Annotated in this window: 24 protein-coding genes and 1 tRNA gene; 1 reads left to right on the top strand and 24 read right to left on the bottom strand. The window is 63.5% G+C overall.

Annotation, left to right across the window (positions count from 1 at the left end; all coding sequences use genetic code 11):
• Position 1: 1 nt before the first annotated feature.
• The 17 genes from nuoF to Q8R61_RS04405 form a co-directional block, all read right to left on the bottom strand.
• Complete coding sequence (gene nuoF, locus Q8R61_RS04485) at positions 2–1282, bottom strand: NADH-quinone oxidoreductase subunit NuoF (protein WP_305534639.1); 1281 nt, start codon at positions 1280–1282, stop codon at positions 2–4.
• Entirely contained in the window at positions 1279–1752 is a 474-nt protein-coding gene (gene nuoE / locus Q8R61_RS04480; RefSeq protein WP_305534637.1) for an NADH-quinone oxidoreductase subunit NuoE, read from the bottom strand. Before nuoE ends, nuoF begins: the two co-directional genes overlap by 4 nt.
• Positions 1752–3005 carry an NADH-quinone oxidoreductase subunit D gene (locus Q8R61_RS04475; RefSeq protein WP_305534635.1) on the bottom strand — a complete coding sequence of 418 codons (1254 nt, stop codon included), beginning with the start codon at positions 3003–3005 and terminating at the stop codon, positions 1752–1754. Before Q8R61_RS04475 ends, nuoE begins: the two co-directional genes overlap by 1 nt.
• A gap of 1 nt (position 3006) precedes the next feature.
• Positions 3007–3606, bottom strand: a complete 600-nt coding sequence (locus Q8R61_RS04470) for an NADH-quinone oxidoreductase subunit C (RefSeq protein ID WP_305534633.1) — start codon at positions 3604–3606, stop codon at positions 3007–3009.
• Positions 3607–3612: 6 nt separating this feature from the next.
• Positions 3613–4089 carry an NADH-quinone oxidoreductase subunit B family protein gene (locus Q8R61_RS04465; protein ID WP_305534631.1) on the bottom strand — a complete coding sequence of 159 codons (477 nt, stop codon included), beginning with the start codon at positions 4087–4089 and terminating at the stop codon, positions 3613–3615.
• Positions 4090–4231: 142 nt separating this feature from the next.
• Entirely contained in the window at positions 4232–4588 is a 357-nt protein-coding gene (locus Q8R61_RS04460; protein ID WP_305534628.1) for an NADH-quinone oxidoreductase subunit A, read from the bottom strand.
• A 158-nt stretch (positions 4589–4746) separates the two neighbouring features.
• Positions 4747–4831, bottom strand: a tRNA-Leu gene (locus Q8R61_RS04455).
• Between the two features lie 55 nt (positions 4832–4886).
• Positions 4887–5240, bottom strand: coding sequence for a preprotein translocase subunit SecG (gene secG / locus Q8R61_RS04450; protein ID WP_305534626.1), 354 nt, complete (start codon positions 5238–5240; stop codon positions 4887–4889).
• 9 nt (positions 5241–5249) lie between these two features.
• Positions 5250–5999, bottom strand: a complete 750-nt coding sequence (tpiA, locus tag Q8R61_RS04445) for a triose-phosphate isomerase (RefSeq protein ID WP_305534624.1) — start codon at positions 5997–5999, stop codon at positions 5250–5252.
• Positions 6000–6083: 84 nt separating this feature from the next.
• A complete protein-coding gene (gene pstB / locus Q8R61_RS04440) occupies positions 6084–6881 on the bottom strand; it encodes a phosphate ABC transporter ATP-binding protein PstB (protein ID WP_305534622.1) in 798 nt (265 codons plus the stop codon).
• A gap of 18 nt (positions 6882–6899) precedes the next feature.
• A complete protein-coding gene (gene pstA / locus Q8R61_RS04435) occupies positions 6900–7745 on the bottom strand; it encodes a phosphate ABC transporter permease PstA (RefSeq protein WP_305534717.1) in 846 nt (281 codons plus the stop codon).
• Positions 7746–7748: 3 nt separating this feature from the next.
• Positions 7749–8729 carry a phosphate ABC transporter permease subunit PstC gene (gene pstC / locus Q8R61_RS04430; protein WP_305534621.1) on the bottom strand — a complete coding sequence of 327 codons (981 nt, stop codon included), beginning with the start codon at positions 8727–8729 and terminating at the stop codon, positions 7749–7751.
• A gap of 118 nt (positions 8730–8847) precedes the next feature.
• The gene (gene pstS, locus Q8R61_RS04425; protein ID WP_305534619.1) at positions 8848–9867 is read right to left on the bottom strand and encodes a phosphate ABC transporter substrate-binding protein PstS; all 1020 of its coding nucleotides are present in this window, start codon (positions 9865–9867) and stop codon (positions 8848–8850) included.
• 88 nt (positions 9868–9955) lie between these two features.
• Positions 9956–11320: a phosphoglucosamine mutase gene (gene glmM, locus Q8R61_RS04420; RefSeq protein ID WP_305534618.1), complete on the bottom strand. Its 1365-nt coding sequence runs from the start codon at positions 11318–11320 to the stop codon at positions 9956–9958.
• Positions 11310–12149, bottom strand: a complete 840-nt coding sequence (gene folP, locus Q8R61_RS04415; protein ID WP_305534616.1) for a dihydropteroate synthase — start codon at positions 12147–12149, stop codon at positions 11310–11312. The genes glmM and folP overlap by 11 nt, the downstream gene beginning before the upstream one ends.
• A 54-nt stretch (positions 12150–12203) precedes the next feature.
• Positions 12204–14096 (bottom strand): ATP-dependent zinc metalloprotease FtsH, encoded by a 1893-nt coding sequence (gene ftsH, locus Q8R61_RS04410; RefSeq protein WP_305534614.1) that lies wholly within the window; start codon positions 14094–14096, stop codon positions 12204–12206.
• A gap of 60 nt (positions 14097–14156) precedes the next feature.
• Positions 14157–14828, bottom strand: a complete 672-nt coding sequence (locus tag Q8R61_RS04405) for an RlmE family RNA methyltransferase (RefSeq protein WP_305534612.1) — start codon at positions 14826–14828, stop codon at positions 14157–14159.
• A gap of 50 nt (positions 14829–14878) precedes the next feature.
• Here Q8R61_RS04405 and yhbY point away from each other — a divergent pair, with 50 nt between their 5' ends.
• Positions 14879–15175 carry a ribosome assembly RNA-binding protein YhbY gene (gene yhbY / locus Q8R61_RS04400; RefSeq protein ID WP_305534610.1) on the top strand — a complete coding sequence of 99 codons (297 nt, stop codon included), beginning with the start codon at positions 14879–14881 and terminating at the stop codon, positions 15173–15175.
• Positions 15176–15191: 16 nt separating this feature from the next.
• On the opposite strand, the gene Q8R61_RS04395 is transcribed toward yhbY, so the two are convergent.
• The 7 genes from Q8R61_RS04395 to bamE all read right to left on the bottom strand — a co-directional run bounded on the left by Q8R61_RS04395 (position 15192) and on the right by bamE (position 22862).
• The gene (locus tag Q8R61_RS04395) at positions 15192–15653 is read right to left on the bottom strand and encodes a DUF4149 domain-containing protein (RefSeq protein WP_305534608.1); all 462 of its coding nucleotides are present in this window, start codon (positions 15651–15653) and stop codon (positions 15192–15194) included.
• A gap of 2 nt (positions 15654–15655) precedes the next feature.
• Positions 15656–16132 (bottom strand): transcription elongation factor GreA, encoded by a 477-nt coding sequence (gene greA / locus Q8R61_RS04390; protein WP_305534606.1) that lies wholly within the window; start codon positions 16130–16132, stop codon positions 15656–15658.
• Positions 16133–16148: 16 nt separating this feature from the next.
• On the bottom strand, positions 16149–19355 hold the full coding sequence (carB, locus tag Q8R61_RS04385) for a carbamoyl-phosphate synthase large subunit (RefSeq protein WP_305534604.1): 3207 nt from the start codon (positions 19353–19355) through the stop codon (positions 16149–16151).
• Positions 19339–20478, bottom strand: a complete 1140-nt coding sequence (gene carA / locus Q8R61_RS04380) for a glutamine-hydrolyzing carbamoyl-phosphate synthase small subunit (protein WP_305534602.1) — start codon at positions 20476–20478, stop codon at positions 19339–19341. The genes carB and carA overlap by 17 nt, the downstream gene beginning before the upstream one ends.
• A gap of 161 nt (positions 20479–20639) precedes the next feature.
• The gene (locus Q8R61_RS04375) at positions 20640–20894 is read right to left on the bottom strand and encodes a glutaredoxin domain-containing protein (RefSeq protein WP_305534600.1); all 255 of its coding nucleotides are present in this window, start codon (positions 20892–20894) and stop codon (positions 20640–20642) included.
• Between the two features lie 22 nt (positions 20895–20916).
• Entirely contained in the window at positions 20917–21720 is an 804-nt protein-coding gene (dapB, locus tag Q8R61_RS04370; RefSeq protein ID WP_305534598.1) for a 4-hydroxy-tetrahydrodipicolinate reductase, read from the bottom strand.
• On the bottom strand, positions 21720–22862 hold the full coding sequence (gene bamE / locus Q8R61_RS04365; protein WP_305534596.1) for an outer membrane protein assembly factor BamE: 1143 nt from the start codon (positions 22860–22862) through the stop codon (positions 21720–21722). The genes dapB and bamE overlap by 1 nt, the downstream gene beginning before the upstream one ends.
• Positions 22863–22892: the final 30 nt, after the last annotated feature.

The raw sequence follows: 22892 nt of genomic DNA, 5'->3' as shown, positions 1-22892 counted from the left end.
ATCAGACCATGCACTTTCTGTGTTCGACGTGGTACGCGAACTCGTCGCCGAAATGCTTGAGGAAGCTTTGCACCGGCATTGCCGCGGCGTCGCCCAGCGCGCAAATGGTGTGGCCGCCGATCTTGCCCGCCACGCTGTTCAGCAATTCGAGATCTTCCGGCCGACCCTCGCCGTGCTCGATGCGGTGGATGATGCGGTACATCCAGCCGGTGCCTTCACGGCAGGGCGTGCACTGGCCGCAGGATTCCTCGAAATAGAAATACGACAGCCGCTCCAGCGCACGCACCATGCAGACGGTCTCGTCCATCACGATGACCGCGCCCGAGCCCAGCATCGAGCCCGCCTTGGCGATCGAATCGAAGTCCATCGTGCAGTCCATCATGACGTCGGCCGGCAGCACCGGGGCCGACGAGCCGCCCGGAATCACAGCTTTCAGTTTGTGTCCGTTGCGCACCCCGCCTGCCATCTCCAGCAGCTCGGAGAACGGCGTGCCGAGCGGCACTTCGTAGTTGCCCGGCTTGTTGACGTGGCCCGACACCGAGAACAGCTTGGGGCCGCCATTGTTGGGCTTGCCGAGTTCGAGGAAGGCCTGGCCGCCGTGCTGAACGATCCATGGCACAGAAGCCAGCGTCTCGGTATTGTTGATCGTGGTCGGCTTGCCGTAGAGGCCGAAGCTCGCCGGGAACGGCGGCTTGAAGCGCGGCTGCCCCTTCTTGCCTTCGATCGATTCCAGCAGCGCAGTTTCCTCGCCGCAGATGTAGGCGCCGTAGCCGTGGTGCGCGTGCAGCTGGAAGCTGACATCGGTGCCGAACAGCTTGTCGCCGAGATAGCCGGCGTCGCGTGCTTCCTTCAGCGCCGCCTCGAAGATCTCGTAGCAATCCCAAATCTCGCCGTGGATATAGTTGTAGCCGACCTTGGCACCCAGCACGTAACCGGCGATCGCCATGCCCTCGATCAGCTGGTGCGGGTTGTAGCGCAGGATGTCGCGGTCCTTGAAGGTGCCCGGCTCGCCCTCGTCACTGTTGCAGACGATGTACTTGTCGCCCTGAAACGCGCGCGGCATGAAGCTCCATTTCAGGCCCGTCGGGAAGCCCGCGCCGCCGCGCCCACGCAGCGCGCTGGTCTTGAGTTCGGCGATGATGGCGTCGCCCGACATTGGCTCGGTGACGACGCGACGCAGCGCCTGGTAGCCGCCGTTGGCGACATAGGTCGCGAGTGAACCCGGGTTGTCGAGTTCCTGCGTCCAGCTGCAGACCTTGTGGGTAGGCTTGAGCAGGCTCATTTCAGCTCGTCCAGCAACGCGTCTACCTTCTCGGGCGTGAGATGCGTGTGCATTTTGTGGTTGTTGTGCAGGCACATCGGCGCATCGCCGCAGGCGCCCATGCACTCGCCTTCCTTCAGCGTGTAGCGGCCGTCCTCGGTGGTTTCGCCAAAGCCGATGCCGAGCTTCTGTTTCAGATGTTCGGCGATTTCACCCGCCCCGCTCAGTACGCACGGCAGGTTGGTGCACAGAGTGATCTTGTGGCGCCCCACCGAGTGGGTGTCATACATGTTGTAGAAGGTCGCGACCTCGTAGGCGGCGATCGCCGGCATCTCGAGGTAGTCGGCGACATATTCGATCAGCTCGGGCTTGAGCCAGCCCTTCTCCGACTGCGTAATGCGCAGCGCGGCCATCACCGCAGACTGCTTCTGGTTGGCGGGATACTTGGCGACTTCGGCGTCGATCAACGCGAGAGAATCCTTAGACAACATCAGCGATCGATCTCCCCGAAAACGATATCCTGCGTGCCAATGATGGCAACGACGTCGGCGATCATGTGGCCACGGCTCATTTCGTCGAGCGCCGCCAGATGCGCATAGCCCGGTGCGCGGATTTTCAGACGATAGGGCTTGTTGGCGCCGTCCGACACCAGGTAAATCCCAAACTCGCCCTTGGGATGCTCGACCGAAGCGTAGGCCTCGCCGGCCGGCACGTGCATGCCTTCGGTAAAGAGCTTGAAGTGGTGGATCAACTCTTCCATGTTCTGCTTCATGTCGAGTCGCGACGGCGGCGCGACCTTGTGGTTTTCCACGATCACCGGGCCCGGGTTCTTGCGCAGCCAGTCGACGCACTGCTTGATGATGCGATTGGACTGGCGCATTTCCTCGATGCGCACCAGGTAGCGGTCGTAGCAATCGCCGTTGGTGCCCACCGGGATGTCGAAGTCCATGCGGTCGTAGACTTCGTAGGGCTGCTTCTTGCGCAGATCCCACTCGACGCCGGAACCGCGCAGCATCGGACCGGTGAAGCCCAGCGCCTTGGCGCGCTCGGGCGACACCACGCCGATGCCAACAGTGCGCTGCTTCCAGATGCGGTTGTCGGTCAGCAGCGTCTCGTACTCATCGACGTAAGTCGGGAAGCGCTGGGTGAAATCCTCGATGAAGTCGAGCAGCGAACCCTGACGGTTGGCGTTCATCGACTTCATCGTCGCTTCGTTGCGGGTGTGCTGCGCCGCATACTGCGGCATCGTGTCCGGCAGGTCGCGGTAGACGCCGCCGGGACGGTAATAGGCTGCATGCAGGCGCGCGCCGGAGACCGCCTCGTAGCAGTCCATCAGGTCCTCGCGTTCGCGGAAGGCATACAGGAACACCGTCATCGCGCCGACGTCGAGCGCATGCGCCCCCAGCCACAACAGGTGGTTCAGCACGCGGGTGATTTCGTCGAACATCACGCGGATATATTGCGCGCGCTCGGGCACGTCGATCTGCAGCAGCTTCTCGATCGCCATCACGTAGGCGTGTTCGTTGACCATCATCGACACGTAATCGAGGCGGTCCATGTAGGGCACCGACTGGATGAAGGTCTTGTGCTCGGCGAGCTTCTCGGTCGCGCGGTGCAAGAGGCCAATGTGCGGGTCGGCGCGCTGGATCACTTCGCCGTCGAGCTCCAGCACCAGGCGCAACACGCCGTGCGCGGCCGGGTGCTGGGGGCCGAAGTTCATCGTGTAATTCCGGATTTCGGCCATGTCAGCGCCCTGCCCCGTAGCTTTCGTCACGCACAATGCGCGGCACGATTTCGCGTGGCTCGATCGACACCGGCTGGTAGATCACCCGCTGCTGGGTCGGGTCGTAGCGCATCTCGACGTTGCCCGACAGCGGGAAGTCCTTGCGGAACGGATGGCCGATGAAGCCATAGTCGGTGAGGATGCGGCGCAGGTCGGGATGGCCCTCGAACACGATGCCATAGAGGTCGAAGGCTTCGCGTTCGAACCAGTTGGCCGACGGCCAGATATCGACCATCGAGGCCACCACCGGAAGGGCGTCGTCAGGACAGAACACGCGCACGCGCACACGCTGGTTGTAGGTCAGCGACAGCAGGTGCACGACCACGGCAAAACGCGGGCCCTCCCAGATGCCATCGCCGTAGTCCGAGTAATCCATCCCGCACAGGTCGATCAGCTGCTCGAAGCGGCAGTCGGGATGGTCGCGCAGTGTGCGCATCGCCGCTTCGTAATGCTGCGACTTGACGACGAGCGTCAATTCGCCCAGCCGGACGAAGGACTGCACCAGCGCATCGCCGAGCGCGGTTTCAAGAGGCAAAGCGGGGGTATCCAGGGTCTGGGACATGGGCGGTCAGCGGGCGATGGTATTGGTGCGGCGGATCTTGTTCTGCAACTGGATGATGCCGAACAGCAGCGCTTCCGCGGTGGGCGGACACCCGGGGACGTAGATGTCGACCGGCACGATGCGATCGCAGCCGCGCACCACCGAGTACGAGTAATGGTAATAGCCGCCGCCGTTGGCGCACGAGCCCATCGAGATCACCCAGCGTGGCTCGGCCATCTGGTCGTAGACCTTGCGCAGTGCCGGCGCCATCTTGTTGCACAGCGTGCCGGCAACGATCATCACGTCGGACTGCCGCGGGCTGGGGCGAAACACGATGCCGAAGCGGTCGAGGTCGTAGCGCGAGGCGCCGGCCTGCATCATTTCCACCGCGCAACACGCCAGGCCGAAGGTCATTGGCCACATCGAGCCGGTGCGCATGTAGTTGATGAGCTGGTCGGCCTTGGTGGTGACGAAGCCCTGCTCGAGGACGCCTTCGATGCTCATTCGGCCTCCTTCGCCCAACTTGTCACCCACGCCCGCTCTGCAAGCGTCGTCAACATGCCCGCTTCCTGCGCGTCGCGGGCAGGCCTCTTCGCCGGGTCGATCCCCGCTGGCGCGGGGCCCCTCGCCCAACGGCTCAAAAGCCTTACTCCCATTCCAAGGCTCCCTTCATCCACTCGTAGATGAAACCGACGACCAGAATGCCAAGGAAAACCATCATCGCGATGAAGCCAGGCATGCCGATTTCCTCCAGCACGATCGCCCACGGGAAAAGGAAGGCGATTTCCAGATCGAACAGGATGAACAGGATGGCGACGAGGTAGTAGCGCACGTCGAATTTCATGCGCGCGTCTTCGAAGGCTTCGAAGCCGCATTCGTAGGGAGAGAGTTTTTCGCTGTCGGGGCGGTTGGGTGCCAGCAGGCTGCCCGCGATGATGGGACCGATGCCAAAGGCCAGGCCAACCAGGATAAACAACAGAATGGGGAGGTAATTCTCCAGCACCGGGTTCCTCCGAATATGCCTGTTAGGCTATTGAATAATTATGACCCGAGTGTATTAGTCTGACGCGCCGACTGTCAAGCCGAAAAATTGGTACTTTTGTCTTTATAATCAAAAGCTTATTCGATAGCCTGCGCTAATGAACAAATCAGGAAATTTGATGGTGCCGACGGCGAGACTCGAACTCGCACGACCTAGGTCACTACCCCCTCAAGATAGCGTGTCTACCAATTCCACCACGTCGGCCAAAGGGCTTTCGCCCTTCCAATGTGCCGGACGCGAGCGCGTCCGGCTGAGGTTTTTACTGCGGGATGTCTGCTGCCCTGGAGCCGCCCTCCGGTGCCGTTGCGGGCGCTGCAGGCGCGACGGGCTGGATGGTCGTCGGCACGCCGGTCCGGTCCAGTACGCTGGCTGCGGGTTTCTTTTGCTGCAGTCCGTAATAAGCCAGGACCAGGCTGGTCAGAAAGAACACGGTTGCCATGACGGCGGTGCTGCGGCTGAGGAAGTTGGCCGAACCGGTGGCACCGAACAGGCTGCCCGACGAGCCGCTGCCGAATGCCGCGCCCATGTCCGCACCCTTGCCATGCTGCAGCAGCACCAGCACGATGACCACGACGGCAACGATAATGTGAAGGATCCAGACCAGTGTTTCCATGTTTAACTCTTAGTTGGCAGCAGCTGCCCGGCAAATCGCGATGAAGTCGTCAGCGACCAGGGAAGCGCCGCCAATCAGGCCGCCATCGATATCGGGCTGAGCCATCAATTCTGCCGCATTCGCGGCTTTTACGCTACCCCCGTACTGGATCACCAGCCCGTCTGCCACGCCCGCGTCGAGCGCCGCAATCTTGCCGCGGATGAAGGCATGCACCGCCTGTGCCTGCTCCGGGCTGGCGGTCTTGCCGGTGCCGATCGCCCACACGGGTTCGTAGGCCACCACGGCTTTCGCCAACGAGGCGACGCCGGCGGTCTGGATCACCGCATCGAGCTGTCGCGCAACGACCGCCTCGGTCACGCCCGACTCACGCTCGTCCAGCGATTCACCCACGCACAGAATGGGGGTGAGGCCGGCGGCTTGCGCGGCCATGTATTTCTTCGCCACCAGCGCGTCGGATTCGCCATACAGGCTGCGCCGCTCGGAATGGCCGACGATCACGTACTTGCAACCGAAATCGAGCAGCATGCCGGTCGACACTTCGCCGGTGAACGCACCCTTGGCCTGTTCGGACACGTTCTGCGCACCCCAGGCAATGGACGACCCCGTCAAGCTTGCCTGTGCCTGCGCCAGATAGGGAAACGGCACACACACCACGGCATCGATCCCCGCCAGGGCGGGCTTGATTGCGTCCAGCAGCGCGGCATTTTCTGCCAGGCTGCCGTGCATTTTCCAGTTACCGGCTACGAGTTTCTTGCGCATGGGAGGTCTGCCAAACAAAAGTGCGCGATGGTAAGCGCAACGCGCCCGCGGGTCAACCGCGAGCGCGCTGCCAGGGGCAATCGATCAGCCGAAACGGCCGGTAATATAGTCCTCGGTCTGCTTCTTTTCAGGTCGCATGAAAATGGTGGCGGTCTCGTTGAATTCGATCAGCTCGCCCAGGTACATAAAGGCCGTGTAATCTGAAATCCGGGCCGCCTGCTGCATGTTGTGGGTGACGATGGCGATGGTGTAGTCACTTTTCAGTTCGTTGATGAGTTCTTCGATCTTGGCGGTGGAAATCGGGTCCAGCGCCGAGGTCGGCTCGTCCAGCAGCACGATTTCGGGCTTGACCGCAACCGCGCGCGCGATGCACAGGCGCTGCTGCTGGCCACCGGAAAGCGACAGGCCACTCTGCTGCAGCTTGTCTTTCACCTCGCCCCACAAAGCGGCCTTCTTCAGCGCCCATTCCACGCGATCGTCCATCGCGCTGCGCGACATGCGCTCGTACAGGCGTACGCCGAAGGCGATGTTCTCGTAGATCGTCATCGGAAACGGGGTCGGCTTCTGGAACACCATGCCGATCTTGGCGCGCACCAGATTCACGTCCTGGCTTTTGTCGAGCAGGTTCTTGCCGTGGAACAGGATCTGGCCTTCGGCGCGCTGCCCCGGGTACAGGTCATACATGCGGTTGAAAGTCCGCAACAGCGTGGATTTGCCGCATCCGGACGGACCGATGAAAGCGGTCACCTTCTTCTGGGCGATGTCCAGACTGACGTTGTCGAGGCCCTTGAAGTCGCCATAGAAGAAATCCAGGTTGCGGACCTGCAGGGCCGTATTTTCGGCGGCGGAAGCGGCTTGATCGGGCGTGGTTTGATTGGGCACAGCGTAGCTCCGATGAAATTAACGTTTGTCTTTGTTGCGGAACGCGACGCGCACAACGATGTTGACTGCCAGTACCAGAAAAGCGATCAACAACGCACCGCCCCAGGCCAGGTTCACCCAGTTTTCGTACGGGCTCAACGCAAACTGGTAGATCACCACCGGCAGGTTGCCCATCGGTTCCGCCATGTTGGTGCTGAAAAACTGGTTGTTCAGCGCGGTGAACAACAAGGGCGCGGTCTCGCCGGTGATGCGCGCCATCGCCAGCAGCACGCCGGTCACCACGCCCGACTTGACCGCGCGCAGCGTCACCTTGAGCGACACCTGCCAACGCGGCGCGCCCACGGCAAAGGCCGCTTCACGCAGACTCGTCGGCACCAGCTTCAGCATGTTCTCGGTGGTGCGCACCACCACCGGAATCGCGATCAGCGCCAGCGCCAGCGAGCCGGCCCAGCCGGAAAACCCACCGGTGGTCGCCACGAACAGCGCATAGACGAACAGGCCGATGACGATGGACGGCGCCGACAGCATGATGTCGGTCATGAAGCGGGTGAGCGCCGCGAATTTCGAAACGCGTCCGTATTCCGCCAGGTAGATGCCGGCGAGAATGCCGACCGGCGTCGCGATCAGCATGGAAAACAGCAGGATGAGGCCGCTGCCGACGATGGCATTGCGCAGGCCGCCACCTTCGGAGCCGGGCGCCGGGGTGTCCTGGGTAAACAGATCCCAGCTCAGCGCGGCAAAGCCCTTGGAAAACAGCGTCCATAGAATCCACATCAGCGCGATCAGGCCCAGGCTCATCGCGAGCATGGACAGCGTGATGCCGATGCGGTTGACCCAGATGCGGCGGGTGTACAGGCTCATCATCATTTACAAGCCCTCACGGCCCATGCTGCGGCTGATCAGCCAGCGCGAAATCGCCAGCACGACAAAGGTGATGATGAACAGCACCAGGCCCAGCGCAAACAGCGAGGCGATATGCAGGCCGGGATCAGCCTCGCCGAACTCGTTCGCGAGCGTGGAGGCAATCGAAGTCCCGGGTGCAAACAGGCTGCCGTTGATGCGGTTGGCGTTGCCGATGACGAAGGTGACTGCCATGGTCTCGCCCAGCGCGCGACCCAGCCCCAGCATGATGCCGCCGATGACGCCGACGCGGGTGTAGGGCAGCACGATGTTGCGCATCACCTCCCAGGTGGTGCAGCCCATGCCATAGGCCGATTCCTTCAGCACGTGCGGCACGGTTTCGAACACGTCGCGCATGACCGAGGCGACGAAGGGAATCACCATCAGCGACAGCACGATGCTGGCAGTCAGGATGCCCACGCCGATGGGCGGGCCGGAGAACCAGCTGCCGATCACCGGCACATCGCCCAGCAGCGCCTGCAGCGGGGGCTGGATATGGTCGGCAAACAGCGGCGCAAAAACGAACAGGCCCCAGATACCGTACACAATCGACGGGATGCCCGCCAGCAGTTCGATTGCGGTTCCCAGCGGCCGACGCAGCCACACCGGGCAGGTTTCGGTCAGGAACAGCGCAATCCCGAAACTGATCGGCACCGCAATCAGGAGTGCCAGCACGGACGTCACGACCGTGCCGTAAATGGCGGCCAGCGCACCGTATTCGTCGTCAGGCACGCTCCAGATATTGGTCCACAGAAAGGACGGGCCAAATGCCTCGAGGCTGGGCCAGGCTTCGATCGTGAGCGACACCAGGATGCCTGCCAGTGCCGCCAGTACGACGAAGGCAAACAGCTGGGTGGAATGATGAAAAAACCTGTCCTGCAGGCGAAACTTGCGAACCTGCCTGGCATGCAGATCAATTCCGGCGGCGCTTACGCTGGTCTCACTCACGGTGGGGTGCCTATCGGTTCAATAGTGTCTGCGGGAACACCCGCCGCTGGGGCAGGCGCTTTCGTAGAAAGCCGGGGCGGCTGGGCCGTCCCGGCATCCGTCATTCAACTCAGCAGACTTATCTGATTTTTTTCATCTCTGCTTCGACCATCTTCGCGACATTGGGCGGCAACGCCACGAAGCCGAGATCGGCGGCCATTTTCTGGCCTTTGTTCAGCGACCAGGTAAAGAAGTCGACCACACTCTTCTGCTTCGCCGCATTGCCGCCTTTCTCATACACAAGGATATAAGTGGCACTGGTAATGGGCCAGGCGTTCTTGTGCGTCTGATCGAGCAGATCGGGGGCCATGCCCTTGACCTTGAAGTCGGCGTTGGCAGCGGCATCGGCAACAGCCTGCTGGCTCGGCACGATGTAATTGCCGGCGCGGTTCTTCAGCGCTACAAAGATCATCTTGTTCTGCATGGCATCGGCGATGTCCACATAGCCGATCGAGCCGCGGATTTTCTGCACATTGGCGGCGACGCCCGGATTGCCCTTGCCACCGACCGCGTTACGCGGCCAGTTCACCGTATTACCAGCACCGACCTCGCGCTTGAAGTCTGCCGACTGTTTGGCCAGATAGTGGGTGAATACATAGGTGGTGCCAGAACCATCCGAACGATGCGACACGGTGATGGCCATGTCCGGCAGCTTAATGCCCGGGTTCAGCTTGGCAATGGCCGGGTCATTCCACTTGGTGATGGCACCGCGAAAGATATTGGCGGCAGTCACGCCATCCAGCTTCAGCGCGCCCGACGCAATGCCGGGAACGTTGACGACGATGGTGACGCCACCCATCACGACGGGGACCTGGATCAGACCCGCAGCGTCCAGGATGCTGTCCTTCACGGGCGCATCGGAGCCAGCGAAATCAACGGTCTTGGCGCGGATCTGCTTGACGCCGCCCGAGGAGCCGATGCCCTGGTAATTGACCTTGTTGCCGGTCTCGGACTGATAGGCCTCGGCCCACTTGGTGTAGATGGCATAGGGGAAGGTTGCGCCCGCGCCCGTGATGTCGGCGGCCAGTGCACCAGCCGAGTAAGCCAGGCCCAGGACCGCAGCAGCAGCGGCTTGAACCAGTTTGTTGAATGTACGCATGTAAATCTCCGGTAGTCGTGACATTGCCGCATGGGCGACGTCGCCATACTAACGGGCGAATATTACAGATATATTTCAGGACGGGAAATCACCCGCCCGTAGCTGCAGTCCTGACAACCGCTGCTATTGTTTCAGCCGTATGGCGAACCAGTTCCGCATCCCGACCCTCCACCATCACGCGGATCAGCGGCTCGGTCCCGGATGCGCGCAGGACGACCCGCCCACTGCCGTTCAGGGCCGATTCCGCGTCGGCAACCGACGTCCCGACCGCCGGCGCCGCATCCAGCTTGAAGCCCTTCGCCACCCGCACGTTGATCATCACCTGCGGATAGGTTTCGAGATCGGCGGTCAGGGTTTCCAGCGTCTCGCCCGTCTCGCGGACCGCGCGCAGCACCTGCAGCGCGGAGACAATGCCGTCGCCGGTGGTGTGCTTGTCCAGACAAAGAATATGGCCCGAGGTCTCGCCGCCCAGCACCCAGCCGTTGGCATGCAGGCGCTCCAGCACATAGCGGTCGCCCACCTTGGCGCGCTCGAACGGGACCTGAATGCGCCCGAGCGCGTGCTCGGTGCCGAGATTGGTCATCAGTGTGCCGACCACGCCGCCCTTCATGTAGCCGCTCTGGATGCGGTGGCGCGCGATGACGTAGACCAGCTGGTCGCCGTCGTAAATCCGGCCCGCGGCATCGGCCATCATCAGGCGGTCGCCGTCGCCGTCGAGCGAAATCCCCAGATCGGCGCGGTGGGCGCGCACCGCCTTCGACAAGGCATCGGTGTAGGTGGCGCCGCATTCGTCGTTGATGTTGAAGCCGTTCGGCTCATTGCCGATGGCGACCACCTCGGCTCCCAGCTCGTGCAGCACATGCGGCGCAATGTGATACGTCGCGCCGTTGGCGCAGTCCACCACGATACGCATGCCGCGCAGGTCGAGGTTGTTGGGGAAGGTGCTCTTGCAGAATTCGATGTAGCGCGCAGCGGCATCCTCGATGCGGCGGGCGCGCCCCAGTTGGCGGGCCTCGACGGTCACGATCGGATGATCGAGCCGCGCTTCGATCGCTTCTTCCACGCTGTCCGGCAGCTTTTCGCCACTGGCGGAAAAGAACTTGATGCCGTTGTCCTCGAACGGATTGTGCGAGGCCGAAATCACCACGCCGGCCTGCAGACGCAGCGCACGCGTGAGGTAGGCCACCGCCGGTGTCGGCATCGGACCGGTCATCAGCACGTTCACCCCGGCCGCGGTGAGGCCCGCTTCCAGCGCGGCTTCCAGCATGTAGCCGGAAATGCGGGTGTCCTTGCCGATCAGCACGGTCGGGTGCTGGTTGGGCGGCAGGCTGCCGCGGTCGGCCACCAGCACCTGGCCTGCGGCATAGCCAAGATGCATGACAAATTCGGGCGTGATCGGCGACTCGCCCACCCTGCCGCGCACGCCGTCGGTGCCAAAATACTTACGTCCCATCGTGTTGTTCCTCCACTGCATTCCAGATCACCAGCGCATCGCGCATGGCCGCTACATTGTGCACCCGCAGAATCTTCGCGCCGCGCGCCACCGCCATCAGATGTGCCGCCACCCCGGCAAATTCACGTTCTTCCACGCTCCGCCCGGTGAGCGTGCCCAGCATCGATTTTCGCGACAGCCCCGCCAGAACGGGCACGCCGATTTCCGTCAGACGGTCCAGATGCCTCAGCAGGGCCAGATTGTGCGCCAGCGTCTTGCCAAAACCAAAGCCGGGGTCGATCACCATCCGTGCGCGATCGATGCCCGCTATTTCGCAGGCTGTGACGCGGTCCTGCAAAAACTGCCTGACCTCGTCCACCACATCGGCATAGTGCGGTGCCTGCTGCATGGTCCGCGGCGCGCCCTGCATGTGCATCAGGCACACCGCTGCATCCGATTCGGCCACCGCAGCCACGGCGCCCGGTGCGCGCAGCGCCATCACGTCGTTGACCATCGCCGCCCCAACAGCCAGCGCCGCGCGCATCACCTCGGGTTTCATCGTATCAATCGACACCACACAACCGCGACGCGCCAAGGATTCGATCACCGGCAGCACCCGCCGCATTTCCGCGTCGGCCGGCACGGCAGCCGCGCCCGGGCGGGTGGATTCCCCACCGACGTCAAGGATATCGGCCCCCGCTTCCTGCAGCTTGAGCGCATGGTAGATGGCCGCCTGCACATCGCCCAGACGCCCACCATCCGAAAACGAATCGGGCGTGACATTGACGATCCCCATCACGAGGGGGCGGGCCAGAGAGAGTCGGTGCGAACCGGCGTGGAGAACGGGCATAAAAAGGGAGGGGCCAAAGCCCCTCCATTGTAGTGCGTGGAACCGGATCGACGCTCAGGTTTCCTCGGCCGGCTGCACAGTCGGCGCCGGCGCGCTTGGCTTGTCGCCGCCACCCGCAGGCGGTTGCGGCGTGGCAGCCGGCTTCGGCGGACGGGCCGGACGCCCCGCCATGATGTCGCCGATCTGGTCGGCGTCGATGGTCTCGAACTCCAGCAGGGCGGCGGTCATCGCCTCAACCTTGTCGCGGCTCTCGGTGAGGATTTTCTTCGCCACCGCGTACTGCTCGTCCAGAATGCGGCGAATCTCGGCGTCGACTTTCTGCATCGTGGCCTCGCTCATGTTCTTGTGCGTGGTCACCGAGCGGCCGAGGAAGACTTCGCCCTCGTTTTCGCCATACACCATCGGGCCCAGGGCCTCGGACATGCCGTAGCGAGTCACCATGTCGCGTGCGATGCTGGTGGCGCGCTCGAAGTCGTTGGACGCGCCGGTCGAGATGCTGCCGACGAAGAGCTCCTCGGCCACTCGACCACCGAACAGCATGCTGATCTGCGACAGCATTTCGTCCTTGTACAGGCTGAAGCGGTCCAGCTCCGGCAGCGACATTGTCACGCCCAGCGCACGGCCGCGCGGAATCACCGTGACCTTGTGTACCGGGTCGCAGCCCGGCAACGTCATGCCGATCACCGCGTGGCCCGACTCGTGATACGCGGTCTTTTTCTTGTCCTCGGGCGTAATCACCATGGACTTGCGCTCGGCGCCCATCAGGATCTTGTCCTTGGCTTTCTCGAAGTCGTCCATATCGACCAGGCGCTTGTTGCCGCGCGCGGCAAACAGCGCGGACTCGTTGACCAGGTTGGCGAGATCGGCGCCGGACATGCCGGGGGTGCCGCGCGCGAGAATGTCTGCGCGTACGTCGGGCGCCAGCGGCACCTTGCGCATGTGCACCAGCAGGATCTGCTCGCGGCCGCGGATGTCGGGCAGACCCACCACCACCTGGCGGTCGAAACGGCCCGGGCGCAGCAGCGCCGGGTCGAGCACGTCGGGACGGTTGGTCGCGGCGATCACGATGACCCCGGTGCTTGCCTCGAAGCCGTCCATTTCGACCAGCAGCTGGTTCAGCGTCTGCTCGCGCTCGTCGTTGCCGCCGCCGAGGCCGGCACCACGCTGGCGGCCGACTGCGTCGATTTCATCGATAAAGATGATGCAGGGCGCGCTTTTCTTGGCCTGCTCGAACATGTCGCGCACGCGCGCCGCACCGACGCCGACGAACATCTCGACGAAGTCCGAACCGGAGATGCTGTAGAACGGCACCTTGGCTTCGCCCGCGATCGAGCGCGCCAGCAGCGTCTTGCCGGTGCCCGGGGGGCCCACCATCAGCACGCCGCGCGGGATGTGGCCGCCCAGCTTCTGGAATTTGGTCGGATCCTTGAGGAAGTCGACCACTTCGGCCACGTCTTCCTTGGCTTCGTCGCAGCCGGCGACGTCGGCGAAGGTCACCGGGTTGGCATTTTCGTCCAGCAGGCGCGCCTTGCTCTTGCCGAACGAGAACGCGCCGCCGCGGCCGCCGCCCTGCATCTGGCGCATGAAAAAGATCCACACGCCGATCAAGAGCAGCATCGGGAACCAGGAAATGAACAGGCTCATCAGGAAGGACGGCTGTTCTTCCGGCTTGGCTTCGACCGAGACCCCGTTCTTCAGCAGGTCGGACACCATCCAGGGATCGCTCGGCGCGTAACTGGTGAAGCGCTGGCCATCGGTGCGCTCGCCCTTCAACACGTTGCCCTCGATCACCACCTTGGTGATCTGCTGCTGGCGCACTTCCTCGATGAACTGCGAGTACGGCATCTGCGTCTGCGTGGTGCGCTGCGCGCCGAACTGGTTGAATACCGTCATCAGGACAACGGCGATGATCAGCCAGACAGCGATATTCTTGGACAGGTTGTTCACATTCACTCCTCAGTGCCGGTGACGGCACATTCAATTGGGCGCAGCGCGTTTAGACTCATTCTAAACCTGTTCTTGCGGGCTTGTCACGGCAGCTTGCTGCGCGGCAAGCGGGCGCTTCCCCAGCAGATAAACTTCGGTGCTGCGGTCACGCGAAGAATCGGGCTTGCGGATCAGCACCTGCTCGAACGCCTGCCGCATCTGCGCCCGAAATTCCTCGAAGCCGACGCCTTGAAATACTTTGACGAGAAAAGCACCGTCAGGTTTCAGCCAGTTCACCGCAAAATCAAGCGCCAGCTCGCACAGCTCATATTGGCGGGCCTGATCGCTCAGTATCACCCCACTGATGTTGGGCGCCATGTCGCTTAATACAAGGTCAACCCGGCCGGATTGCAACTTTTCTTCCAGCCAGGCCAGCGCCGCCGGTTCGGTGAAGTCGCCCTCCAGGCTGTCGACCCCGGGCATCGGCGCCACCGGCAACAAGTCGATCGCCAGCACCCTGCCCTGCCTTTTCAGCTTCTGTACCGCCACCTGGCACCAGCTGCCGGGTGCTGCGCCCAGGTCGACCACGGTCATGCCGGGCCGCAGAAGATGATCGCGGGCGTCAATTTCCAGCAGTTTATAGGCGGCGCGCGAGCGATAGCCGTCCTGCTGCGCCTTTTTGACGTAGGGATCAGTCACGTGCTCATGCATCCAAGCACTGCCCGATTTGGTCCGCTTGGGTTTCTGCGCCATCTCTATCCGCTCTATCGGCTACAATCCGCGCTCATTTGAAGGAAATCTGCATGAAACCACTCACGCCCGCACAACGGCAATTCCTCAAGGGCCTGGCCCACACGCGCCAGCCGGTGGTCATGATCGGCAACCAGGGCCTGACCGCTGCCGTATTGAAGGAGGTCGATCTTGCGCTGAACGCGCATGAATTGATCAAGATCAAGGCGGCCACCGACGAGCCGGAGACCCGGCGCGCCTGGATGGAGGAAATCTGCACGACGACCGGCGCCGCCCCGGTGCAGCAGATCGGCAAGGTCTTGGTGGTTTATCGCGCCGCTGCCAAGCCCGTCATCGTCCTGCCGCGCTAATTGCCCTCGGGCGGCGCTAGCGCGCCAGCCCCGAACGCCAGACCAGCAGCAGCCCGAGCGCGCTCTGGATCAGGTAGAGGATGCTCGATACCCCATGCCAGTGCCGGAAACGGTCGGCAAACACGCTTTGCATCACGGCATACGGCATGGCCTGGTCCTTCAGGCCCTGCAGGATGGGCTGGATGCCGAACAGGCCGACCAGGGTCAGCCCGAGCATCGCCGCCACTGCCCAGAAGAACAGGGTTTTCAGCGCCGCGCCGCCGTCGCGCGCAATGCGGTAGATCAGCAGATAGGCCGCCGCGGCGATCCCGATCCACGCCATCATCTCGAACAGTTTGCCCGCCAGCATGCCTGCCAACTGCTTGTCGTCGCCCAGGCTGGCAAACAGCACGGGCGCGGCGACATAGCCGATCGCCCAGATGCCGCCGATCCACAGCACCAGCAGCGTTCCGGCGAGGCCATCCCAGAAGCGCCGCATGCTTATTTGTACTCGACGTCGAGCACTTCGTAATGGCGGACGCCGCCCGGTGCCTGCACATCCACGCCGTCGCCGGCATACTTGCCGATCAGCGCGCGCGCGATCGGCGACGACACCGAAATCATGCCCTGCTTGATGTCGGCCTCGTCGTCGCCGACGATCTGATAGGTGACGGTGTCGCCCGATTCGGCGTCTTCCAGCTCGACTGTCGCGCCGAACACGATGCGGCCGTCGGCGTCGAGCGTCTTCGGGTCGATGATCTGCGCGTTGGACAGCTTGGCTTCCAGGTCGGCCAGGCGGCCCTCGATGAAGCCCTGTTTTTCCTTGGCGGCGTCGTACTCGGCGTTTTCCGACAGGTCACCCTGCGCACGCGCCTCGGCGATCGCCTGGATCACGGCAGGCCGTTCCACGGTTTTCAGATGCTGTAACTCGGCGCGCATCTTTTCTGCGCCCACGACAGTGATGGGAAATTTATTCACACGCTAACCTTTTCTTTCAGTGCAGGCGTTGATGTAGCGCCTGCAGGGAATACACCTCGAGTTCGTCGCCATGCCGCATGCCCATGCAGGCTGCATGCGCGCCAGCCAGGGTGGTGAAATACACGACCCGGCGTGACAGCGCCTCGGCGCGAATGGCGTAGGAGTCCTTCACCGCTTTCTTGTCTTCGACCACGTTGACAATGAAATCGATGTCGCCGTTTTTGATCATGTCGACGATATGCGGCCGGCCTTCCTTGACCTTGTTGACGATGGCCACCGGAATGCCCGCCGACTCGATCGCCTGCGCCGTGCCGCGGGTGGCGACCAGGCTGAAACCAAGGTCGAGCAGCGCCTGCGCAACCTCGACTATGGCGTCGCGGTCGCCCGAGCGCACGCTGACGAAAGCGCGGCCGCCCGGCTTTGGCAGCTCCGAGCTCGACGCCAGCTGCGACTTGACGAAGGCCTCGCCGAACGTGTCGCCCACGCCCATGACTTCACCGGTCGATTTCATTTCCGGGCCGAGGATGGTGTCGACGCCGGGGAATTTGCGGAACGGGAACACCGCTTCCTTGACCGAGAAATACGGCGGGATGATTTCTTTTTCGAAGCCCTGCGACTTCAGTGAGATGCCCGCCATCGCGCGCGCAGCGATCTTCGCCAGCGGCGCGCCAATCGCCTTCGACACATAGGGCACGGTGCGCGAGGCGCGCGGGTTCACTTCCAGCACGTAGACGGTGTCGCCCTGGATTGCGAACTGCACGTTCATCAGGCCGATCACTTTCAGCGCCTTCGCCATCGCCACCGTCTGGCGGCGCAACTCGTCCTGGATGTCATTCGACAGGCTGTAGGGCGGCAGCGAGCACGCCGAGTCGCCCGAATGCACGCCTGCCTGCTCGATGTGCTGCATGATGCCGCCGATCACCACCTGCTCGCCGTCGGACAGCGCGTCGACGTCGACCTCGATCGCGTCATTGAGAAAACGGTCGAGCAACACTGGCGACTTGTTCGACACCTTGACCGCTTCGGTCATGTAGCGGCGCAGATCGGCCTCCTCCCGCACGATTTCCATCGCGCGGCCGCCCAGCACATAGGACGGGCGCACCACCAGCGGGTAGCCGATTTCCTCGGCCATGCGGATCGCGCTCTCCGGGTTGCGCGCGGTGCGGTTGGGCGGTTGTTTGAGACCCAGGTCGTGCAGCATCTGCTGGAAACGCTCGCGGTCTTCGGCAGCATCGATCATGTCGGGGCTGGTGCCGATGATGGGCACGCCGTTCCGTTCCAGGTCACGCGCCAGCTTCAGCGGCGTCTGCCCGCCGTACTGCACAATCACGCCGAAGGGCTTCTCGATGCGGACGATTTCCAGCACATCTTCCAGCGTCAGCGGCTCGAAGTACAGGCGGTCTGAAGTGTCGTAGTCGGTCGACACGGTCTCCGGGTTGCAGTTGACCATGATGGTCTCGAAGCCGTTCTCGCGCAGCGCCAGTGCGGCATGCACGCAGCAGTAGTCGAACTCGATGCCCTGGCCGATGCGGTTCGGGCCGCCGCCCAGCACCATGATCTTCTTGGCGTCGGTGGGATGCGACTCGCATTCTTCCTCATAGGTCGAATACATGTAGGCGGTCTGCGTGGAAAACTCGGCCGCGCAGGTGTCGACCCGCTTGTAGACCGGATGCAGCGCCAGTTCGGTACGGCGTGCGCGCACCGCGTGCTGGTCGGTGCTCAAAAGCTTGCCCAGGCGGCGATCCGAGAAACCGGCGCGCTTCAACTGGCGCAGCTCGTCGCGGCCGAGATCGGTCAGCGCACGTCCGGCCAGCGAGGTTTCCAGTTCGATCAGGCCCTGGATCTGGTCGAGGAACCAGGGGTCGATTTTCGAGGCCGCGTGGATTTCCTCCAGGCTCATGCCGACGCGGAACGCATCGCCGACGTACCAGATGCGTTCGGGGCCGGGCGACATCAGTTCGGCTTCGATTTCTTCCTGATCGGTGGTCTTGGGGTCAAAGCCGTCGGCGCCGACTTCCAGCCCGCGCAACGCTTTCTGCAGCGACTCCTGGAAGCTGCGGCCAATCGCCATCACCTCACCGACAGACTTCATCTGCGTCGTCAGGCGGTCGTCGGCCTGCGGGAATTTCTCGAACGCGAAGCGCGGAATCTTGGTCACCACGTAGTCGATCGACGGCTCGAACGAAGCCGGGGTCGCGCCGCCGGTGATGTCATTCTGCAGTTCGTCGAGCGTGTAGCCGACCGCCAGCTTGGCCGCCACCTTGGCGATCGGAAAGCCGGTCGCCTTCGACGCCAGCGCAGACGAACGCGACACCCGCGGGTTCATCTCGATCACCACCATGCGCCCGTCTTCCGGGTTAATGGAGAACTGCACGTTGGAGCCGCCCGTTTCCACGCCGATCTCGCGCAGCACGGCCAGCGAGGCGTTGCGCATGATCTGGTATTCCTTGTCGGTCAGCGTCTGCGCCGGTGCCACGGTGATCGAGTCGCCGGTGTGCACGCCCATCGGATCGAAGTTCTCGATCGAGCAGATGATGATGCAGTTGTCCTTGCGGTCGCGCACCACCTCCATCTCGTATTCTTTCCAGCCGAGCAGCGATTCCTCGATCAGCAGCTCGTGCGTGGGCGAGGCCTCGAGGCCGCGCTCGCAGATGGCAATGAATTCGTCCTTGTTGTACGCAATGCCGCCGCCCGAGCCGCCCATCGTGAACGAGGGCCGGATGATCGACGGAAAGCCGAGCGCCGCCTGCACCTGCAGTGCCTCTTCCAGGCTGTGGGCGATCGACGAACGCGCCGAGCCGAGGCCGATCTTGGTCATCGCGGCCTTGAACTTTTCGCGGTCTTCCGCCTTGTCGATCGCTTCCTTCGACGCGCCGATCATCTCGACGCCGTATTTTTCCAGCACGCCGTGGCGGGCCAGATCGAGCGCGCAGTTGAGCGCGGTCTGCCCGCCCATGGTCGGCAACAGCGCATCGGGGCGCTCCTTGGCGATGATCTTTTCGACCACCTGCCAGGAAATCGGCTCGATGTAGGTGACGTCGGCCATGTCCGGGTCGGTCATGATCGTCGCCGGATTGCTGTTGACGAGGATGACCTTGTAGCCCTCCTCGCGCAGCGCCTTGCACGCCTGGGCGCCGGAGTAGTCGAATTCGCACGCCTGCCCGATGACGATGGGGCCGGCGCCGATGATGAGAATGCTTTTAAGGTCAGTGCGCTTGGGCATGGTCGGCCATCAACTTGATAAATCGGTCGAACAAATAGCTCACGTCGTGCGGGCCGGGGCTGGCTTCAGGGTGGCCCTGGAAGCTGAATGCGGGGGCGTCGGTACGCGCAATCCCTTGCAGCGAGCCGTCGAACAGCGAGACATGGGTGCTGCGGATATTGGCCGGAAGCGTCGCTGCATCCACCGCGAAGCCGTGGTTCTGGCTGGTGATCGCCACCCGCCCGCTGTCGAGATCCTTGACCGGATGGTTGGCGCCGTGATGGCCGAACTTCATCTTGACGGTTTTCGCACCCGAGGCGAGTGCCAGCAACTGGTGGCCGAGGCAGATGCCGAAAGTCGGCACGCCTGCAGCAACCAGCTCGGAAATCGCCTGGATCGCGTAGTCGCACGGCTCGGGATCGCCGGGGCCGTTGGAGAGGAAGATGCCGTCCGGCTTCAGCGCCATCGCCTCGGCCGCGGTCGCGGTGGCCGGCAACACGGTGAGGCGGCAACCGCGCTCGGCCAGCATGCGCAGGATGTTGCGCTTGACGCCGTAATCGAAGGCGACGACATGGAAGCGCGGTTCGGTTTGCTGGCCATAGCCGGCGCCGAGCTTCCACTCGGTTTCGCTCCACGTGTAGGACGCCGGCGCCGTCACCACCTTGGCGAGGTCCATCCCGGCCAGACCCGGGAAGGCGCGCGCGGCCTCGATTGCTTTCGCTTCGTCCACTGCGCCCGCCATGATGCAGCCGCTCTGCGCGCCCTTTTCACGCAGGATGCGCGTCAGCCGTCGCGTGTCGATGTCGGCGATCGCCACGATGTTCTGGCTTCTGAGGTAATCGGGCAGGGACTGGGCGGCACGAAAGTTCGAATGCAGGCGCGGCGCATCGCGTACCACCAGGCCGGCTGCGTGGATGCGGTCCGCCTCGACGTCCTCGGCATTGATGCCGGTGTTGCCGATATGGGGGTAGGTCAGCGTGACGATCTGGCGCGAATACGAGGGATCGGTGAGGATTTCTTGATAGCCGGTCAGCGCGGTGTTGAATACCACCTCACCGGTCGTGATGCCGTCGGCGCCGATGGACAGGCCGCGAAAGATCGAACCGTCAGCTAGAACAAGGATGGCGGGCTGGGCACGTGACAAGGAATACTCCGCTGGGCAAGAAATCGGGCGTGGCGCAGGTGACAAAATTCAGGCGAGCCGCTCGCGCGAACCCGCCTGAATTTGAATTGCCGAATTGTAGCCGATCCGGCGTCCGTCTTCAATGCTCGATGACGCTGGAAGCGGGCTTTTCCCGCCCCGGATCAGGCCTGAAGGTGCGCCAGCCCACCATCCATGTCGAGCTCGGTCAGCTCGGTAAAACCGCCGATGCATGTGCCGTCGACGATGATTTGCGGCACGGTACGCGCACCGTGGGTGACGACGGCAAATTCCTTCATCGCCTCGCGGTCGAGATCGATGCGGACTTCGTCGTAGCCGATGCCGCGCTTGTCGAGAAAGGCCTTGACCTTGACGCAGATGGGGCAGGTGCCGGTACTGTAGACCTTGACGGCATTCATGTTCGTTTCCTGTAGCTGGCGATTAATTGAGGTTCAGCACGTCGCGCATGTCGTACAGGCCCGGCGCACGGCCCTGCAGCCATTTGGCGGCGCGCAGCGCGCCCTGGGCAAAGGTGGCGCGGCTACTGGCCTTGTGGGTGAGCTCGACGCGCTCGCCGATGCCGGCGAACAGCAACGTGTGGTCGCCGACGATGTCACCACCACGTACCGTGGCAAAACCGATGGTCTTCGGATCGCGCTCGCCGGTCACGCCCTCGCGGCCGTAGACGGCGCAGCTGGCCAGATCACGGTCGATCGCACGCGCGACGGCCTGGCCCAGGCCCAGCGCGGTGCCGGATGGCGCATCGACCTTGTGGCGGTGGTGCGCCTCGATGATCTCGATGTCGTAGCCGTCTTCCAGCACCTGGGCCGCGAGTTCGGCCAGTTTCATCAACAGGTTCACACCCACGCTCATGTTGGGCGCAAACACGACCGGGATCTGCTGCGCCGCCGCCGCGATGCGGGCGCGGCCCGCCTCGTCGAAGCCGGTGGTGCCGATCACCAGTGGCACGCGGGCGGCCACACAGGCGTCTAGGTAGCCGAAGGTGGCTTCGGGACGGGTGAAGTCGATCAAGGCCTGCGCGCCTGGCAAAACCGCAGCGGGCTGATCGCTCACCTGGACCCCGCTGGCCGCGCCCCAGGCGGCGCCGGCATCGTGTCCCAGCAGCGGACTGCCGGGGCGGTCGAGGGCGGCATGCAGTACACAGTCGGCATCGGCGGCCACCGCTTCGAGCAGGGTCCGTCCCATGCGGCCGGACACGCCGGCAATTGCGGTCTGCATGGGCATTACGGAATCCCGCGCAGGATCGACACCACTTTTTCCTCGGCGATCAGCCAGCGGCCGTTACGCTCGACCATCCGCAATTGCTTGACGACAGCATCGCGATAGGCACCGGACTGGTAGAACTGATTGAAGGTCACGGTCACACCGTCTGCGCCCGAACGAGCGACCGACGGCGAATCGATCTTGAGGTCGATGTTCTGGGCCACGCCCAGCAGCAGGCGACGGCGCTTCTCCCAGTCGGCGCGGCTGCCGCCCCCCTGTGGGACGAAGCTGGCATCGTAGGCGGCGAGATAGGCGTCTTCGTCGCGTCGTGACCAGGCGGCCGCCCATTCATTCACGGCCTTCAGTACAGCTGCGTCGTCGGCTGGCACCGCGTTGGGATCGGGGAACGCAGGGATCACGTCCGGCTGGATTTGCATCACATTGGTTTCGGGCTGCAGGCTCAACTCGGCCCGTGGCCGCGGGTCGACATAGGCCGGCACATTCTTGGGGCTGGGCAGCGGCTGCACGATGCTGGAGCCGGTCGGCGCTTCTTGCGGGGTCGCGTCTGCGGCACGAGCCGCGACGGCCGGGGCGGCCACCGGTGCCGGAGCAGGCGTCAAGGCAGCGGGTGCCGGCTTGGCCACCGATGACGGCGTGGAGGCCACAGCGGCGGACGTCGGCGCGGCCAAGGGTGCAACAGGCGCCGCCTTCACCGGGGTGGCAACAGGTGCCGGCTCGGCGGCCAGCGCCATCGGCTGCACCTTCGGCTCGGTCGGCGCTACGGCGGCGACCCCGGGCTGCGGGGCGGCCGAGACCGGCTGGGGCTCGGCCGCCGGCTCCGGTGGCGGGGGCAGGTCGCCTTCGATGCGGGCCAGCGTATCGCCGTCAAAAAACAGCGTGATGCGCTTCTGCTCGGCCAACTTGCCCGCCTTGTAGAAGACGTAGACGTAGTCCCAGCGATCGGTACGGAACGGGTCGACCACCAGCGGCGTGCCGAGCAGGAAGCGCACCTGCGAACGGTTGAGGCCGGGCTTCAGGCGCGCGACATTCTCCTGATCGAGGGCATTGCCCTGCTGCACATCGATGCGATGGGGCCCGATTCGGGGGGTGGAACAGCCGGCCACCAGGCCCACGAGCAAAACGGAAATCAGGATATGACGCATAGCCGGGGAGTCGGAAAAATTGGGGCGATT

This window comes from Thiobacillus sp. (assembly GCF_030696885.1).
Lineage (GTDB): Bacteria > Pseudomonadota > Gammaproteobacteria > Burkholderiales > Thiobacillaceae > Thiobacillus.
Note: the sequence above shows the minus strand (reverse complement) of the source record. Positions and strands in the feature narration are given on the sequence as shown.